We start from the raw sequence: 16024 nt of genomic DNA on the forward strand, positions 1-16024 counted from the left end.
CGGGGCGACCGGGGCCGCCACCGGCCCCGAGGCCGCGGCGCGGTCGGAGCCGGGGCCGGATCCGCGTGTCCGTCACAGCGCCCTGGGCGGCCGGCAGCGCCCGCGCCTGCCTGGCGCCTTGGCGCTCCGGCCATCGGCCCCGTAGGCCTTGGCGCCACTCCGGCATCTCCGCCCCACCGTGCGACGTCGGCCCGAGGGGGCAGCGGGCGGACGCCCTTCGGCACGGCGGTTCGGTTCGGTTCGGCCCCGAACCCGAGTGGGCGTTACGCGGCGTTCCTGGTGGGGCCGCCGCGTAGCAGGGTGGCGATCACGGCGCACAGTACGGCGCAGACCGCGGCCAGGCCCCACAGGACGGTGTGGAAGGCGGAGTCGTAGGACCTGGCGAGGAATTGGGCGAAGCCGTCGGTGTCCATCGCGCCGGACAGTTCGGTGGCCCGGGCGAGGTCGCCGCCCGCGGCCCGGTCGGCCACCTGCCGCGCCTGGGCGGCGCCTGCGTATCCGCCGATGCCGTCCTCGACGCGGGAGCGGAGCACGGTCGCGAGGGCCGATCCGTACACCGCGACGGCGATGGCCTCGCTGCCGAGCCGCAGGGTGTTGAGGAAGCCCGCCGCCATGCCCGCCTTGGCCGGGTCGACCAGTTCCAGCGCCCGGCCGTCGACGAGGCCTGCCGACAGGCCCATGCCGGCGCCGGTGACGAGCATGGGCAGGGCGACGACGAGGATCGTCACGTCGGGCGAGAACAGCGTGAGCGCCAGGTCGCCGACGACCAGGCAGGCGAGGCTGACGTGGACGAGGGTGAGCGCGGGGACCCCGCGGGTGACCAGCTTCGCGGCGAGCATCGGGCAGACCAGCACGGGCGCGGTGAGCAGCAGCATGGTCAGGCCGGCCGTACCGCTGTCGCGGCCGGTGGCCGCGGTCAGGTAGCTCGGCAGGTACGTGAGCATGGTGACGAACCCGAACGACGCGGCGACCGGCACCAGGCACAGGCCGACGAAGCGCCGGTTGCGCAGCAGGCCCAGGTCCAGCATCGGGTGTTCGCGGCGGTTCTCGACGGCGGCGAAGACGGCGAGGACCAGGGCCGCGCCGGCGAACAGCCCGAGGACGCCGGGGCTGCCCCAGCCCCACTGCGAGCCCTGCACGACGGCGGTGGTCAGCAGCACCATGGCGACGACGAACAGCGTGCTGCCCGGCACGTCGACGCGGGCGCCGCTGCCGCCGTCGGCCGGTACGGCCCTGGCGATGGCGGGTACCGCGAGCAGTACGAGGAGCACGGCGAGGGCGTGTGCGACGAACACCCAGCGCCAGCCGAGGCCTTGGACGAGCGCCCCGGCCAGCGAGGGGCCGATCGCCACCCCGGCGCCGGCGACGGTGCCGAACAGGGCGAAGGCCTTGGCGCGCGCCGGGCCGTCGAACGCGGTCGCGATGATCGCCGCTCCGCAGGAGAAGATGGCCGCGCCGCCGGTTCCGGCGAGCGCGCGGGTGGCGTCCAACCACAGCACGTCGGTGGCGAGCGCGCCGCCCAGCGAGGCCACGGCGTAGACGGCAGCGCCGGCGGCGAAGGCCTTGACGCGGCCGACGATGTCGGCGACGGAACCCCAGACGAGGGTGAAGCAGGCGAAGGCGACGTTGAAGGCGTTCACCACCCACTGCAGGGGTGCGAGGCCGGCGTGGGTGTCGGCGCCGATCTCGGGGAGTGCCACGGCGGTGCCGGAGATCGACATCGGGACGACGAACACCGCGAGGAGCACGGCGGCCAGGGTCACCGTGCGACCCGGCCGCCCTTCGCCTCCTGCGGGCGGCGCGGGCGATGTCGTGGTCTGCGTACTCATGGTGCACAACTCCAGGTTCGGCCCGGCCCGCTGACGGCCAGGTTCGGTTTTGATCGAACCTTAAGCTGACACAGGGATAGGTATGATGCAACTCGTACCTAAGGGGGGAGGGTGCGCTGCTCGGCGGGCACGGAGGAGCGGCCTGCGCCTCCTCCGCCCCGGCCCTTCCCCCGACCCCTCCCCCGACCCTGAGCGTGGCTCCGCCGGTCGTCGCGGACCCCGTACGCGATCTTGAGACCACGAACGGTCCGTGGCAGGCTCGTGCCGCATGATCGATGAATTCGCGAAGGACAACCTGCACGGGAGACTGCGGCGGGACCGTGAGTCGCTGCTCTGGAAACTCGACGGCTTGTCCGAGTACGACGCCCGCCGACCTTTGACGGCGACCGGGACCAACCTCCTCGGCCTGGTCAAACACGTGGCCACCGTCGAAGCCAGGTACTTCGGCGAGGTCTTCGACCGCCCCTCCCCCGAACCGCTGCCCCGGTGGCAGGACTCCGACGGCAGCGATCTGTGGGCGACCGAGGACGAGACCCGCGACCGGATCATCGGCTTCTACCGGCGCACGTGGGAACACTCGGACGCGACGATCGACGAGCTCCCCCTCGACGCCCCGGGCCACGTGCCGTGGTGGCCCGGGCCTCACGCCGACACCAACCTGTTCGCCGTCATGGTCCATGTCCTCGGCGAGTCCGTCCGACATGCCGGACAGGCCGACATCCTGCGCGAGGGCCTCGACGGACGGACCGGGTTGCGCGCCGAACACGAGGGGCGGATCGACGAGGAAGCCCGCGCGGCCCACCGCGCGAAGATCGAGCAGGCCGCCAGGTCGGCCGCCGGAACGGCCGCACCCGTCAAGGCCTGAGGTCACCTCACGGATCCCGATGAACTCCGGGAACCGGCTGCCCCGTTGCCGCCCGCGGGTGCCACCCGTCGCTCGTCCCCGGCCCGCAAGGTGGTGGGACCGCTCCGCGCGCCGTGGAGGATGGGGGCACGGACGGGCCGAGCACGGCGCCCTCCTCCGGCAGGCATCGGGTCGCACCGACGCCGCGGCCGAGCCGTGGGGTATGGTTGATCTTGTACTCGCGGCCGGGATATTGGTCGGCGGGCTCGCGTTGGTGGTCCAAGGAAAGACACCCCACTTCCCGTGGGGGGATGCAGGTGCAAGGCCTGCCCAGCGCTCGATCAAGGCCCCGGCCTCCGCAAGGAGACCGGGGCCTCAGCCGTGTCCGAGCCCTGCTCCATCTCTCGGGTCGGGCTCGACGCCTCGCCCGGTCCCGGGCGTGAGAGCCGCGCGCCGCGGCAGCGCCGGTGCCGGTGACGGTGCCGGTGCTCAGCGGCGGTATGCGGCTGTCGCGATCTCGACGAACGACCGGATCAACGGGTTGGTGTCTCCCTGGTTGGACACCGCCACCACTCGGCTCGGCGTCATGTCGATCAGCGGTACCACGGTGAACTCCGCGGGCAGGTCGTGTCCGAGCGGGGCCACGCCGACCGTGCCGTTCCACAGCACGGCCTGCAGGCATTCCTGGACGGCACGCACCACCGGTCCCTCGCGCGGCCTGCCACCGTTCCAGTACGACTGCCAGACGGGGTCCGTGCCCTGCGGGAACTGGAACCAGCGGCGGTCGTCCAGCTCGGCGAGCCGCAGCTGATCGCGGCGGGCCAGCGGATCGTCGGCGCGCAGGACCACGCCGACCGGATCGCTCCGCAGCGTACGCACCGTCAGGGCCCTCTCGTCGAACGGCGCACGGGTGAGGGCGACGTCGACCAGGCCGGCGCGCAGTCCGCACGTCGGGTCGGTCAGATCGGTGTCGCGGATGCGGATGTCGACCCGGGGATGGTGTCGGCGGTAGGCGGCGGCCAGTCTGGCCAGTCCCGGGTCGGTACCGTCGCCCAGGATGCCGACGGTGACGGTGGTGACGCCGGCTGCCGCGCTCACGCGTTCCCGGACGCGGTCGGCGTGGTCGAGCAGGGCTCGCGCCTCGTCGAGCAGCACCGTGCCGACCGCGGTGAGCGTCGCGCCGGTGGTCGAGCGGGTGAAGAGCGGCACCCCGACCTCGGCTTCCAACTGCTTGATCGCCCGGCTCAGCGGCGGCTGACTCATGTGCAGTCGGGTGGCGGCCCGGCCGAAGTGGAGTTCCTCGGCGACCGCCACGAAGTAGCGCAAGGTTCGTAGCTCCACGCTGCAACGATACCCATGAGGTATCGGCGCTGCGGAACAGGTCTTGGACACCGGTGGAGTTCGGGCGGTGCACTCGTGCACATGACCGAAGAAATGAAGAGCAGCGCGCCGCAGGCCGATCCCGCCGTGTCGGTGGTGGGTCCCGGCGAGGGCGAGACGATCGTTCTGGGCGACACCCGCATGCGTGTGTTGGAGGACGGCAGCCACACCGGGCACCGCCTCGCGATCGCCGAGTCCGTCCTCGCACCGCACTCGCAGGGTCCGCCGCAGCACCGCCACGGCCGGCACGACGAGGGCTTCTACGTCCTCTCCGGCACCGTGCGGTTCACGGTCGGGGACGAGGAGCACGACGCCACCACGGGAACGCTCGTCATGGTTCCGCCCGGCACCCCGCACACCTTCGCGAACCCGACCGACCGACCCGCCGTCATGCTCAGCACGTTCACGCCCGATCTGTACGTGCAGTACTTCCGCGACCTTCAGGAGGTGCTCGCCGCCGGCCGGCCGCCGACGCCGCAGGACAACATCGACGCGATGAGCCGTTACGCGACACGGCCCGCCACCGACCTCGCCTGAAGCCGACGGGGCGGAACGGGGCGGAGCGGCCCCGGCCGGCCCTCCTTCTGGGCACTCGACGCAATCGACAGGCCCCCGGCGGACCGGGGGCCCCATGAACGGGAACCATGAACATCGCCTATGGGATCGTCGCGGGACTGCTCGCGCTCTTCTACTTCTACGCGGGCACGCTGAAGGTGATCCGCAGCCGTGATCAGCTCCGACCGATGATGGCGTGGGTCGACCGCATGCCGTTGCCCGCCGTCAGGGCGCTGGGGGCGGTCGAAATACTCGGCGCGGCCGGTCTGGTCCTGCCACCGCTGACCGGCATCGCCCTCTGGTCGGCGGCGGCCGCGGCCATAGGCTTCGTCCTTCTGCAGGCCGGTGCGATCGCCGTTCATCTGACCGGCGAGGACCGCCGGGTCACACTCAACGTCGTACTCACCGCCATGGCGGCCGTGACCGTCCTGTTGGCCACCGGGCTGTGACCGTGGGCCCGGTCCTTCACCGGCGGAGGCGACACGAACACGGCACGGGACACGGCACGGGACACGGGACTGGACGCCTTCGGCCGAGGCCCGCTGTCACACCGTCGTGCCGTCGTGCCGTCGTGCGACTCGGTCGTCGTGCCGTCGCGTGCGGTCGGCGGTTTTCGGGACCTCGCGTGCCAGGATGCCCGGGACACGACCGCCGGCACGTCGACAGGCAGGACCCAGCCATGATCAGCGGTGCACACGTCGTTCTCCACAGTCAGGACGCCGAGGCGGACCGTGCCTTCATCCGTGACGTCCTGGGCTTTCCCGGCGTCGACGCGGGTGGCGGTTGGCTGATCTTCCAGCTGCCCCCGGCCGAGGTGGCCGTGCACCCGGCCGACGGACCACCTCGGCACGAGCTGTTCCTGATGTGCGACGACCTCGATTCCCAGCTCGACGAGTTCCGCGCCCGCGGCGTCGAGATCACCCGCCCGATCGGCGAACAGCGCTGGGGCAGACTGACGGCGATCCGCCTGCCCAGCGGCGCCGAACTCCCCCTGTACGAACCGCTGCACCCCGTCGCCCACGGTCGGTGACACCACCGGCCCCGCCGGTCGCAGGACGGCCCACCGTTCGGTGGCGCCGCCTCGGCCGGGGCGGGGTCGGTGGGGTGCGCCCTCGCCCCGGGTCAGTTGTCCACGCGGTGCTTGCCGAGCCGGGCGACCATCTCGGGGTCGCGGTGGTAGAAGAACACCGACGCGCCGGTGTCGAGCGCGCCGATCCGGGCCATCTCGTCGTCGCCGAGTTCGAAGTCGAAGACATCGAGGTTCTGCGCCATACGGCCGGGGTCGACGGACTTCGGGATCGTGACGATGTCGCGCTGGATCAGCCAGCGGAGCACGACCTGGGCGGCGGACTTGTCGTGCGCCGTGCCGATCTCGCCGAGGACGGGGTGGGTGAACAGGTTGTTCCTGCCTTCGGCGAAGCCGCCCCAGGACTGGTGCTGGACACCGTGCTCGCGCATGAGGTCGTGGTCGGCGGTGCGCTGGAAGAACGGGTGGGTCTCGATCTGGTTGACCGCCGGGACGATCTCGTTGTGGAGGATGAGGTCCAGGAGGCGGTCGGGGTAGAAGTTGGAGACGCCGATCGCCCTGGCCAGGCCCTCCCGGCCCAGGTCCTCCATGGCGCGCCACTGGCCGTGGACGTCGCCGAACGGCTGGTGCATCAGGTACAGGTCGACGTGGTCCAGGCCCAGCTCGGCCAGGGACCTCTCGAAGGCGCGGCGGGTGTTGTCCTGGGCGGGGGCGTCCTGGACCCACAGCTTGGTGGTGACGAACAGTTCCTCGCGCGGGATGCCGGAGGCCTTGACGGCGCGGCCGACGGCTTCCTCGTTGCCGTACGCGGCCGCGGTGTCGAGCTGCCGGTAGCCGGCGGCGAGGGCGTCGGTGACGGCACGCTCGGTCTGCTCCGGCGGGATCTGGTAGACGCCGAAGCCGAGGATCGGCATCCGGGTGCCGTTGTTGAGAGTGACGCTGTGCATGGGGTCTGTCTTCCTTGTCGCTCGGTGTGAGGTGTCGTCGTCCGGATGTGGGGGCCGGCCGCCGACGATACGGCCGTCCCGCCGGATGGTGGGGCTGATGTCGCCGGAGGCGTCCACGGTCCCCCGTTCGAGGTCCGTCGTCCACCGACCGGGGTGCGCAACCGGTCGGCACCGGGCGCGGCGGTCGGCACCGGGCGCGGCACCGCGGTGAGGGTTCGGCTCGTTCCGGGTCGGCCCGCCCCGCCGTGGGCGGGAGTCGCGTCGGTGCCGGTCGGCGGGTGCCGGGTGCCCTCCGGTCGGTCGGGATGCTCGTTGCGCTGAAAGGATGCAGTCGTCGAGCAGCAGGCCGTGCGTAGGGATCACGGCGGCCCCATCGTGCGTTGAACCGTACGAGGATGCGCTGCAGGCCGGCGCACCGCGTCGCCGGCCCGTGTGATGAGGAGGATTCGATGCACGCCGCCGAGGAGAACCGGCAGGAGCTGGACTCGGTCAGCGTCCTGAACGCGAAGAGGACGCTGCTCCAGTTGCTCGGTCGGGCGGGGGTCTTCGCCGATGACGCGGAGGGTCTGATCGCCCTGGTCGAGGCGGGTGCCCTGGCCGGCGCGTGCGAGGAGCTCGGCGCGTCGGGCGGGTCCGTGCCGGGGGGCGAGGGCGAGCCGTACGAGCCGTACGAGTCGGGCCGGCGGGACGGTGCCCGTGCCGTCACCGACGAGCTCGGCGCGATCGCGGAACGGGCGCTGCGGCAGGCCGTCGACCCCGACGGACCGGGCGCCGCTTCGGCCTCCCGGTCGCCGGTCGGGCGGATCGAGGTGGAGCAGGCGAAGGCGGCCGTCACCCCGCTCCACCTCGCCTTCACCGCGGCCTCCGACCTCGACCCGGAGGTCACCGAGGAGGTGCTGCGGGCCGTCCTCGGCACGATGACGCCGTGGCAGAGGGCCCGGTACGCCGGCCGGCTGGCGGATTTCGCCGCGTCGCACCGGGCCCGTCTGGAGCGGTTGTACGTGGAGTACGGGCCCGGCAGTGCCACCGCCGTCCACAGCCGTTACTCCCTTCTGCACTCGGCCACCGGTGTCGCCGTGCTGGAGCGGCTCGCCACGCGGCCGGCCGCGTTGCGGGAGGAGTGGGAGGCCGCCGAGCTGCCGCCCGCCTGGCTGGACGGTCCGATGCGGGCCTGGGAGGCGGTGGGCCGCCCCCGGGACGGCGGTGGCGGTGAGGGAGGCGGGGGCGGGGGCGGCGTGCTCTAGCCGGCCGCGCGCAGTCGGGTCGCGGCCGTCTCCGCCTCCCGTACGACGCGCTGCGTGTCGACGCCGACGAGGCGGCCGTCGAACTTCAGGGGCCGCCCGTCCACGAACACGGCCTCGACGTTCTCGGGCCGTGCGTTGAAGACGGTCTGGCCGACCCAGTCGAAACGCGGCGCGAAGTTCAGGGCGGCCGGGTCGACGACCACGACGTCGGCCCGTTTTCCGGGGGTCAGGGAGCCCGTCCGGTCGGCGATGCCCAGGGCTTCGGCGCCGCCGAGGGTGGCCATCCGTAGGACGTCGTGGACCTGCGGGAAGACCTGGGCCTGCGTGGCGCGGGCGCGTTGCAGGCCGATGGCCGTCTTCATCAGCGCGTGGAAGTCCGAGCTGTCGTTGGTGCCGCCGTCCAGGCCGAGGCCGACCTTGACGCCTCGGCGCCCGAATTCGGTCAGCCGCATGATGCCGGAGGCCAGCCGCATGTTGCTGAGCGGGCAGTGCGCCGCGCGGACGTCGTGCGCGGCGACGGCGGCGATCTCGTCGTCGGTGAGGTGGATCGCGTGGTTGATCAAGAGCCTCGGACCGAGGGCGCCGATGTCGGTGAGGACTCCGATGGGGTCGTCGGCGCGCTGCTCGGGGCGTTCCAGGACGTGGGAGTTGAGCATGACCCCGAGGTCCTGGGCGGCTTCCCAGTGCGCGTGGTTGAGGTGTTGGACGGCTCGCGCCGCGTGCGTGGCGACCTGGAAGTCGGCGAGCGGGACGGGGTCGAGGAGTTCCTTCTTCACCTTGGCGACCAACGTCGGGTCGCTTTCGGAGGGGAACATCGCGTAGGTGAACCGCACTCCGGTCGCGGCGAGGGCCCGTACGTAGCTCTCGATGAGGTCGTAGGAGAAGATGTCCACCCAGTCCACGAGGCTGGTCACCCCCGACTGGACGGCGTCGAGGGCGGCGAGGCGTACGAAGCTGTGCAGGGCCTGGGGGGTGAGCCGGCCGCGCTGGGGGTCGGTACATCGGGTGAACCAGCCGAACAGGTCCCCGTCGGTGCAGCCCCCGCGGATGACGGCCTGCCAGAGGTGGGTGTGGGTGTCGACGAACCCCGGCATGACCAGCTTGCCCGAAACGTCCACGACGCGGGCGCCGGGCGGGGGCCGCAGGCCCGTGCCGACGGCGGCGATGGTGCCGCCCCGCATCAGGACGTCGGCGCTCTCCAGGGCGCCGAGGGTGCCGCTGCCGAGGGTCGGGTCCATGGTGAGGACGAGGGAGGCGCCCCGCAGCAGGACGGTCGGACCGGCCGGCACGTCCGGGCCAGCCGGGGCGGCCGGGGCGGAGGGGCGTTCGGGGCGGGTGGTGATGCCGAGGGCGAGCGGGGTGGCGGCGGCCAGGCCGAGGCCGGTGAGGACGGAGCGGCGGCTGTGGGCCGGCGAAGGTGTGGGGGACGACTGCATGGCGTAGTACCTCCCGAGGGCTCAGAACGGAAGGCCCGCCCGGGTGACGCCGGGTGAGGGTGCGTCGGACAGGGCGGGAGAACACACGCAGCATTCCCGGCGTACTGTCATTCGATAGACGTTTCGCGGAAAACTTTTTCCGTTCCGGTCGCCTCTCGGTCATCCGTCGGTCATCCGACTCCCCTGCTTGTCCGCGTCCGAGGGCGGAAGATGACGCTCCGTCGGGGTGTCCGGTGCACGCTCCCGCGGCCGGTCGCGGGGCCCGGGCGGGGCGGGGCGGATCGCAAATGCGTTGTGCGGGCGTCGGCCCGCCGGCTAGGTTTCACACCACGACCACGACCACGACGTGTAGCTCAGCAGCAGAGCGCCGGGCTTGCTTCCCGGAGGGCGCAGGGGCGGAACCTGCCACGTCGGCCATGAACGCACACGCTGACAAGCAGCTCCCGAACCGGTCCGCCTCGAAGGACGCCCCGGACGCCCCGGACACCCCGGGCACCCCCCTGGCCGCAGCGGTGTCCGTGTCCCCCGCCTACGCCGAAAGCCGGCTGGCCCGGGCCCTTGGGACCTCCGTCCTCCACGAGGACGCCGCCACGCGCGAGCGCGCCCGCTCCCGGGCCCGGAAGTGGCGTCAGGTCCTGTCCGGCATCGACTCGGGTTCCCTGACCGTCGGATCGCGCACCCCGGTGGCCGGCCTGCCCGCCTGGGTGACCCCGGAGGTGGTCACCGGCGGCTTCGCCACCGGCTCCGCCGCGGCCGGCGGACCGCTGCTGCCGTACGAGGAGGACGCCGCCCGGTCGGCCGGCGTACCGGCGACCCGGGCGGAGCTCTTCGCCCACTTCCTCACCGAGGACGGCCTGGGCCGCCTGTGGTCCCTGCTGGACAGCGGGAGTTACGAGGTCCGGGTGCCGGAGGAGGCCGCGCTGGCCACCGTGGCCTGGCTGGTCCGCGCCGGGGACTTCGAGGCGGCCGCCGAACTCGTCACCGTACTGCGGCCGTTCGCCGACCGGCTGCGGTTCCTGCCGCGCCCCACCGGCCGGCCGCGGCCCGCGGCGGGCGCCGTGCACCGCCGAACCGTCGGGGACGCCGCGGCCTCGCTCGCCCGGCGCCGGCCGAACGCGGCCGTCGAGACCCAGCGGGAGGCGCTGACCGTCTGGGCGCCCTTCGAGGACGCGCTGCTCACCCACCGGCTGGAGGCCGCCTCGGGCACGCCCGGCCCGCACTGGCACGCCGACGGCGCCGCTCTGCTGGCCCGCTACGGATCCCTCGCCGCGCAGCACACCCGCTGCACCAAGCACCGGAACCCGAAGTCGAACGCCGCCGTCCTGCGCCGGGCCCTGGAGGAGGAGCTCGCGGGGCGCGCCCTGGCACCCCGGCTCGCCGGACTGCTGCGCGTGGCCGTCGCCTCGATGGTCACCAAGCGCGGCACCCCCGGCTCCGGCCGGCACACCCACCTGCGCCGGGTCCAGGCCGAGCAGGCGGCGCTGCCCTCGCACCACGCGCTGGCCGCGCTGGTCCTGCGTCGTATCTCGCGGCTCGACCCGGCCGGTGGAACGACCGACGTGGACACACCGCTGGCCCCGGTGGGCGGGGGCGAGTCCGTGGAGAGCGGCCTGCCCGTGGGCACGGCCGTGCCGCCGTCGATCGGGAACTGCGTCCGCGTCGCGCTCAGCGCCCCGCTGGAGGAGCTGGTGGCGCGCGGCGTGGTGCCGTCCGCCGAGGTCCTCGCGGAGCTCGTACCGCAGCTCGTCGCCGCCGTCACCGCCGAGCAGTACGCCGACGAGCCGCTGCGCGACCTGATGGCGGGCACCTACCGCGCCTTCCGCAACCGCCGCTCCCTGCTCCTGCTGGACCTCGCACACCAGGTGCGGATCGAGGAACTGCCCTGGCTGCGGGCGGTCTCCGCGCACCGCGACGCCGCCGCGGGCGCCCAGGAACAGGCCGAGGAGGCGCTGCGCCGGCTGGGCGAGCTGGCGGTGTCCGCCTTCCCCGCCACCGTGCTGCCCAACCCGCTCGTGCGGGAACTGTCCCACCTGGGCCGGCAGGCCGAGCTGGGTACGCCGTTCGTGGAGGAGCTCGCCGCCGACATCTTCATGGGGACCTTCACCCCGAAGTTCCTCGTGGCCGCCCGGATCGCCGCCGACCTCCTCGAAGGGAGCCTGTACGAGCGGTACTACGACATCGACTTCGCGCGCCTGCGTCGGATGGCGGTCGCCCAGGCCGTCGACAGCGCGGGGCGCGGCCGGCCGGCCCGCACGGCCGAGGAGTTCGCGACGCTGTGCACCGAACGTGCCGGGACCGACGGGAGGGACCGGCGCCCGGCCGTGAACGGCAAGGTGATCGAGCAGGCCCAGATCCTGACGACCCACAACCTGGCCACCCTGGCCGCCCGGGTGGGGATCGCCCCGGCGGGGGGCTGGGCGGCGCCGGCCCGGGACTGCTTCGACGTGGTGTGCCGCCTGGTGAACCGGACGGCGGGCAGGCCCACGCTGTCCACCGTCAAGGACACCGCGTACGCGTGGCGGCAGATGCTGTTCCACCTCTCCCTGTGCGAGGACGCGGAGCGGGCGGCGGTGCTGGAGTGGATCGAGGCGGACATCGTGCGCCAGCCGCAGCTCGTCCGGGCCAGGCTGGCCCCGGCCCTCGCGGGGTTGCGTCTGGTGGCGGCGGGCGGCTCCTTCGCAGCGGACGGCACCGCCGAGCACGGCCGTGCCCGTCGGCTGCTCGGCTGGAGCACCGACGGGCACTGGATGCGCGCCGACCGGACGTCGACGCAGCCGCCGGGGTAGCCGCCTGTGCGGCCGCCGCGATGGCTGCCGAGGTGGCTGCCGAGGTGGCCGTCTCGCGTCGGGTGCTCGTGCGGCCGGACCGCGGATCCGTCCGTCCTCGCGAGGGCGCCCTGACGTCCTCGGCCCCCCTCCCCCGGGATCCCCGGGACGTCCACGGATCCGCCCGTCGGGGGGTGCATCCGTATGGGGCCCGCGCGGGGAAGCGGTTACGTCTGCGGTACATCGATGCGGCCTCGCGGGGCCGGTGAAGGGGTCGGTTGTGGCGATCACCGTCCGGAGGGACATCCTCGTCGGGCTTCCTCTCGAAGATCTGGTCGCCTACCTGGAGGACTTCTCCCGAACCGAGGAATGGGACCCGGGCACGGTGCGGTGCGTGCGGGTCGGTGAAGGACCGGTACGGCAGGGGACCGTGTGGCGGAACACCTCGCGTTTCCGTGGCCGGACCAGCGACCTGCTGTACCGGCTCGTCTCCCGAGAGCCGGATCGGCTGCTGTTCGTCGGTGAGAACGGGACCGTCACGGCCACCGACGACCTGAGGTTCCGGGCCCGCTCGGCCACCACCACGCGCCTCTCCTACACGGCGTCCTTGCGGTTCAAGGGATGGGCGCGCCTGGCCACGCCCTTCCTGCGCCCCGAATTCGACAGGCTGGCCGACGCCGTGGCCGACCGACTGCCCTACGCGGCCACCGGCCACCGCGGATAGCGCCGTCAGCCCGGTTGCCGCCCCGCCCGCCGCTCCGGTCCGCCGGGGCGGGACCGGAGCAGGAAGACCTCGTCGGTGAAGCACCAGGCCCAGTCCTCGTCGGGCGCCAGGGAGAGGACGACCGGGTGTCCGCTGCGCACATGGTGGTCATGGGCGTGCAGGCCCCGCGAGCTGTCACAGCATCCGACGTGGCCGCACGTCACGCACCGGCGCAGCCGCACCCAGCTCCAGCCGCGCGCCAGACAGTCCGCGCAGCCGACCGGCGGGGCCGGCGGCGCCATCTCGGACGCCTGCAGGAGCCCGAGATGGGCACAGGACCGCCCCTGCGGTCGACCGCCGTCGGGCCCGACCCGCCAACCGGGGCCACCTGCCATCGCCACCACTCCTCACCCACACCCGCACTCTCACCCTCGCCGACCCGTGCTTTCGTGTCCTGTCCTCTCTTCGGTCCAGGCGCACGGACGGATGCGTCCAGGGGCGGGGAAGATCCGGCCGGTCCCGACGGCGCGTACCGCGTCCCCGTCCGCGGTTGCCGGTCCGCCGCCCGGACTCGGTTCCCGCGGTCGGTCCCGCAGTCGGGTTCCCGGAACCGGTTCCAGGACTCAGTTGTCGACGAAGGTGAGGCTGGTCGCGTCGTAGCGGGTGCCCGCGACCTGCTCGGCCGGGGCGGCGGCCTCGATGGCGGCGAGGTCGTCGGCGGACAGCTCGACGGTCAGGGCCGCGAGGTTCTCCTCCAGGTAGCGCTGCCGGCGGGTGCCGGGGATCGGCACCACGTCCTGGCCCCGGTGCTGCACCCAGGCCAGGGCGAGCTGGCCGGCGGTGACCTTCTTCGCCTCGGCGAGCTCGTTCAGCTTCTCGACGATCGACAGGTTCCGTTCGAGGTTGCCGTCGGCGAACCTCGGCTGGCTGCGCCGCACGTCGGTCTCGGCCAGCCCCTCGACCGAGCTGTACCGGCCGGTCAGGAAGCCGCGCCCGAGGGGGGAGAACGGGACCAGCCCGATGCCGAGTTCGCGGCAGACCGGGGCGATCTCCGCTTCGAGGTCGCGGGTCCACAGCGACCACTCGCTCTGCAGCGCGGCGATCGGGTGCACCGCGTGCGCCCGTCGCAGGGTCTGTTCGCCGGCCTCGGACAGCCCGAGGTGGCGGACCTTGCCGGCCCGCACGAGTTCGGCCATCGCGCCGACGGTCTCCTCGATCGGCACCTGCGGGTCCACCCGGTGCTGGTAGTAGAGGTCGATGTGATCGACCCCGAGCCGGCGCAGCGACGCCTCGCACGCCTGCCGCACGTAGGCGGCGTCGCCGCGGACACGGGTGGGCTCGCCCAGGCGGTTGGCGAAGCCGAATTTCGTGGCCAGCACCACCTCGTCGCGGCGCCCGGCGACGGCCCGTCCGAGCAGTTCCTCGTTGTGCCCGGCGCCGTAGAAGTCGGCGGTGTCCAGCAGGGTCACCCCCAGGTCGAGGGCGTGCCGCACGGTGGCGATGGACTGGGTGTCGTCCGAGGCACCGTAGCCGTGGCTCATGCCCATGCAGCCCAGGCCCTGCGCGGAGACCGCCAGACTGCCCAGGTGCCGGGTGGGAACGTCGTTCATGCTGCTGCCTCCTGAGGTCGCGATCACTGCTCAGGACGCTATGCGTTGGAGCGCGCTCCAGGTCAACCCCGGCCCGCCGCACCGGACACGGCCCCGGATCCCGGTGGTGGGCGGCCGGTCGCCCTCGTCTCCCCCGGTGGCCGGAATCGGATCCGTACGGCCGAACGGGCCGGTCACCCGATCGCGGGTTCCGCCGTTCCCGGACCCCCCGTGACCGGGATCCTCGTAGGGGCGGCGCGTGACCCGTGTCGCCGGGGCACGCGCTGAGCGGGGGATGCGATGACCGAGGACGCGGGACGTTCCGAAGTGCCGGAGGGGCCGGAGGGGCTGGAGGGGCGGGCGGTGCTGCTGGTGGCCGGGCTGGCCAATCTGGCGGTGACCACGTTGGGTTCGGCCCTGGGCGTGGTGGGCGGTCTGCTGCGTCGTTCGGACGCGGCGGAGCTGGCGGCGGAGGCCGAGCAGGACCTGATGGCGCGCGGGCGCCTGGCCCTCGACCGGTACGCGGCCGTGCCTCCGGCCCATCTGGAGCTGCTCGCGCGACATGTGACGGCCCGTGGGACGGACGGTGTCTGAGGGGTGGGCGCAGGCCGCCTTCAAGAGCCGGGTCGACGAGGTGTTGCACCGGTTCGTGGCGCGGGAGGCCGACGCGTTCGCGGCGGTCGATCCCGCTCTGGAGCCGGTGGCCGGGCAGTTGGAGGCCGCCGTCGCGGACGGCAAACGGCTGCGGGCGGCGTTCTGTTACTGGGGTTGGCGGGCGGTGGGGCAGCCCGACAGTGACGCCCTGCTGCGGGCGGCGACGTCCTTGGAGTTGGTGCACGCCGCCGCCGTCGTCCACGACGACCTGATCGACGACAGCCCGCTCAGGCACGGCCGGCCCACCGCGCACGTCGCCCTGCGCGCCGCGGTCGGCGGACGGTCGGACACCACGGCCGGCGCGAACGGCGCGGACGGCGCGGACGTCGACCGTGCGGACGTCGACGGTGCGGCGCGGTCGTTGGCGATGCTCGTCGGGGACCTGCTGATGGCGCTGGCCGGCCAGTTGTTCGCCACGTGCGGGCTGCCCGCCGCCTACCTGGCCCGGGCCCGCCCGCTGTGGGCGGTGATGGCCCGCGAACTGATCGCGGGCGAGTGTCTGGAGATCCTGCGTACCGGAGCCGGGCCGGACACCGCGGCGGCACTGAAGGTGGTCCGCTACAAGACCGCCAAGTACACCGTCGAGCACCCCCTGCTGATCGGCGGCGCCTTGGCCGGTGCCGGGGCGCGGACGTGTGAGGGCTACTCGGCGTACGGGCTGCCGTTGGGCGAGGCGTTCCAGCTGCGGGACGACCTGATCGGCCTGTTCGGCGATCCCGGGCAGACCGGCAAGGCCAACGCCGACGACGTGCACGGCCGGCGGCCCACGGCCCTGCTGGCGGAGACCTGGCGCCTGGCCGGCGACGGGGAACGCGCACTGCTACGGACCCTGTTGGGGCGGCGTGACCTGGACGCGGAGGGCCTGGACGCGGTGCGCGACACGATGCGTCGCCTCGAGGCCCCCGACCGGGTGGAGGACATGATCTGCGCGCGGGTCGGGGAAGCCCTCGCCGCCCTGCACGAGTTGCCCGTACCCCAGGACGCGGCGACCGCCCTGACCGCCCTGGCGCACGCGGCGTCGGCCCGCCGCTCCTGACGCTCGCACCACCCC

General features: G+C 73.4%; 15 protein-coding genes and 1 tRNA gene. 10 read left to right on the forward strand and 6 right to left on the reverse strand.

What is annotated here, in order from left to right; all coding sequences use genetic code 11:
- Nucleotides 1–263: 263 nt before the first annotated feature.
- On the reverse strand, nt 264–1829 hold the full coding sequence (locus BCL76_RS35525; protein ID WP_109783505.1) for an MFS transporter: 1566 nt from the start codon (nt 1827–1829) through the stop codon (nt 264–266).
- A gap of 268 nt (nt 1830–2097) precedes the next feature.
- On the opposite strand from BCL76_RS35525, the gene BCL76_RS35530 reads away from it, so the two are divergent.
- On the forward strand, nt 2098–2694 hold the full coding sequence (locus BCL76_RS35530; protein WP_109783506.1) for a DinB family protein: 597 nt from the start codon (nt 2098–2100) through the stop codon (nt 2692–2694).
- A 468-nt stretch (nt 2695–3162) separates the two neighbouring features.
- On the opposite strand, the gene BCL76_RS35535 is transcribed toward BCL76_RS35530, so the two are convergent.
- A complete protein-coding gene (locus tag BCL76_RS35535) occupies nt 3163–4014 on the reverse strand; it encodes a LysR substrate-binding domain-containing protein (RefSeq protein WP_258310108.1) in 852 nt (283 codons plus the stop codon).
- An 81-nt stretch (nt 4015–4095) separates the two neighbouring features.
- Here BCL76_RS35535 and BCL76_RS35540 point away from each other — a divergent pair, with 81 nt between their 5' ends.
- From BCL76_RS35540 to BCL76_RS35550, 3 genes are all read left to right on the forward strand, one after another.
- Nucleotides 4096–4590 carry a cupin domain-containing protein gene (locus BCL76_RS35540; RefSeq protein ID WP_181382870.1) on the forward strand — a complete coding sequence of 165 codons (495 nt, stop codon included), beginning with the start codon at nt 4096–4098 and terminating at the stop codon, nt 4588–4590.
- Nucleotides 4591–4697: 107 nt separating this feature from the next.
- Nucleotides 4698–5057 carry a DoxX family protein gene (locus BCL76_RS35545; RefSeq protein WP_109783509.1) on the forward strand — a complete coding sequence of 120 codons (360 nt, stop codon included), beginning with the start codon at nt 4698–4700 and terminating at the stop codon, nt 5055–5057.
- A 230-nt stretch (nt 5058–5287) separates the two neighbouring features.
- Nucleotides 5288–5638 (forward strand): VOC family protein, encoded by a 351-nt coding sequence (locus BCL76_RS35550; RefSeq protein ID WP_109783510.1) that lies wholly within the window; start codon nt 5288–5290, stop codon nt 5636–5638.
- Between the two features lie 92 nt (nt 5639–5730).
- Here the strand turns inward: BCL76_RS35550 and BCL76_RS35555 are convergent, their stop codons facing one another.
- A complete protein-coding gene (locus BCL76_RS35555; RefSeq protein WP_109783511.1) occupies nt 5731–6582 on the reverse strand; it encodes an aldo/keto reductase in 852 nt (283 codons plus the stop codon).
- Between the two features lie 449 nt (nt 6583–7031).
- Between BCL76_RS35555 and BCL76_RS35560 the strand changes: the two genes are divergently transcribed.
- Nucleotides 7032–7826: a hypothetical protein gene (locus BCL76_RS35560; RefSeq protein ID WP_258310109.1), complete on the forward strand. Its 795-nt coding sequence runs from the start codon at nt 7032–7034 to the stop codon at nt 7824–7826.
- Here BCL76_RS35560 and BCL76_RS35565 read toward each other — a convergent pair.
- Complete coding sequence (locus BCL76_RS35565) at nt 7823–9262, reverse strand: amidohydrolase family protein (protein WP_258310110.1); 1440 nt, start codon at nt 9260–9262, stop codon at nt 7823–7825. The two genes, BCL76_RS35560 and BCL76_RS35565, sit on opposite strands and share 4 nt — an antisense overlap.
- A 342-nt stretch (nt 9263–9604) precedes the next feature.
- Between BCL76_RS35565 and BCL76_RS35570 the strand changes: the two genes are divergently transcribed.
- From BCL76_RS35570 to BCL76_RS35580, 3 genes are all read left to right on the forward strand, one after another.
- Nucleotides 9605–9679, forward strand: a tRNA-Ala gene (locus BCL76_RS35570).
- Nucleotides 9679–12048: a hypothetical protein gene (locus BCL76_RS35575; RefSeq protein ID WP_258310111.1), complete on the forward strand. Its 2370-nt coding sequence runs from the start codon at nt 9679–9681 to the stop codon at nt 12046–12048. Before BCL76_RS35570 ends, BCL76_RS35575 begins: the two co-directional genes overlap by 1 nt.
- A gap of 259 nt (nt 12049–12307) precedes the next feature.
- Nucleotides 12308–12751, forward strand: coding sequence for an SRPBCC family protein (locus tag BCL76_RS35580; RefSeq protein ID WP_258310112.1), 444 nt, complete (start codon nt 12308–12310; stop codon nt 12749–12751).
- 5 nt (nt 12752–12756) lie between these two features.
- Here BCL76_RS35580 and BCL76_RS35585 read toward each other — a convergent pair whose 3' ends face one another.
- Both BCL76_RS35585 and BCL76_RS35590 read right to left on the reverse strand, forming a co-directional pair.
- Nucleotides 12757–13125 (reverse strand): UBP-type zinc finger domain-containing protein, encoded by a 369-nt coding sequence (locus BCL76_RS35585; RefSeq protein ID WP_181382871.1) that lies wholly within the window; start codon nt 13123–13125, stop codon nt 12757–12759.
- 228 nt (nt 13126–13353) lie between these two features.
- Nucleotides 13354–14340, reverse strand: coding sequence for an aldo/keto reductase (locus tag BCL76_RS35590; RefSeq protein ID WP_109783512.1), 987 nt, complete (start codon nt 14338–14340; stop codon nt 13354–13356).
- A 279-nt stretch (nt 14341–14619) separates the two neighbouring features.
- On the opposite strand from BCL76_RS35590, the gene BCL76_RS35595 reads away from it, so the two are divergent.
- Both BCL76_RS35595 and BCL76_RS35600 read left to right on the forward strand, forming a co-directional pair.
- Nucleotides 14620–14913, forward strand: a complete 294-nt coding sequence (locus tag BCL76_RS35595; protein ID WP_109783513.1) for a polyprenyl synthetase — start codon at nt 14620–14622, stop codon at nt 14911–14913.
- Nucleotides 14906–16009 carry a polyprenyl synthetase family protein gene (locus tag BCL76_RS35600; RefSeq protein ID WP_109783555.1) on the forward strand — a complete coding sequence of 368 codons (1104 nt, stop codon included), beginning with the start codon at nt 14906–14908 and terminating at the stop codon, nt 16007–16009. The genes BCL76_RS35595 and BCL76_RS35600 overlap by 8 nt, the downstream gene beginning before the upstream one ends.
- The last annotated feature ends 15 nt before the right edge of the window (nt 16010–16024 follow it).

This window comes from Streptomyces sp. CG 926 (genome assembly GCF_003148825.1).
In the GTDB taxonomy this organism is placed as follows: Bacteria; Actinomycetota; Actinomycetes; order Streptomycetales; family Streptomycetaceae; genus Streptomyces.

Bases quoted from the DNA above. Each gene is read 5' to 3' on its own strand.
- BCL76_RS35555 (WP_109783511.1), bottom strand. From the start codon at position 6,582: ATGCACAGCGTCACTCTCAACAACGGCACCCGGATGCCGATCCTCGGC.
- BCL76_RS35575 (WP_258310111.1), top strand. From the start codon at position 9,679: ATGAACGCACACGCTGACAAGCAGCTCCCGAACCGGTCCGCCTCGAAG.
- BCL76_RS35550 (WP_109783510.1), top strand. From the start codon at position 5,288: ATGATCAGCGGTGCACACGTCGTTCTCCACAGTCAGGACGCCGAGGCG.
- BCL76_RS35595 (WP_109783513.1), top strand. From the start codon at position 14,620: ATGACCGAGGACGCGGGACGTTCCGAAGTGCCGGAGGGGCCGGAGGGG.
- BCL76_RS35525 (WP_109783505.1), bottom strand. From the start codon at position 1,829: ATGAGTACGCAGACCACGACATCGCCCGCGCCGCCCGCAGGAGGCGAA.
- BCL76_RS35545 (WP_109783509.1), top strand. From the start codon at position 4,698: ATGAACATCGCCTATGGGATCGTCGCGGGACTGCTCGCGCTCTTCTAC.
- BCL76_RS35540 (WP_181382870.1), top strand. From the start codon at position 4,096: ATGACCGAAGAAATGAAGAGCAGCGCGCCGCAGGCCGATCCCGCCGTG.
- BCL76_RS35590 (WP_109783512.1), bottom strand. From the start codon at position 14,340: ATGAACGACGTTCCCACCCGGCACCTGGGCAGTCTGGCGGTCTCCGCG.
- BCL76_RS35560 (WP_258310109.1), top strand. From the start codon at position 7,032: ATGCACGCCGCCGAGGAGAACCGGCAGGAGCTGGACTCGGTCAGCGTC.
- BCL76_RS35530 (WP_109783506.1), top strand. From the start codon at position 2,098: ATGATCGATGAATTCGCGAAGGACAACCTGCACGGGAGACTGCGGCGG.
- BCL76_RS35565 (WP_258310110.1), bottom strand. From the start codon at position 9,262: ATGCAGTCGTCCCCCACACCTTCGCCGGCCCACAGCCGCCGCTCCGTC.
- BCL76_RS35585 (WP_181382871.1), bottom strand. From the start codon at position 13,125: ATGGCAGGTGGCCCCGGTTGGCGGGTCGGGCCCGACGGCGGTCGACCG.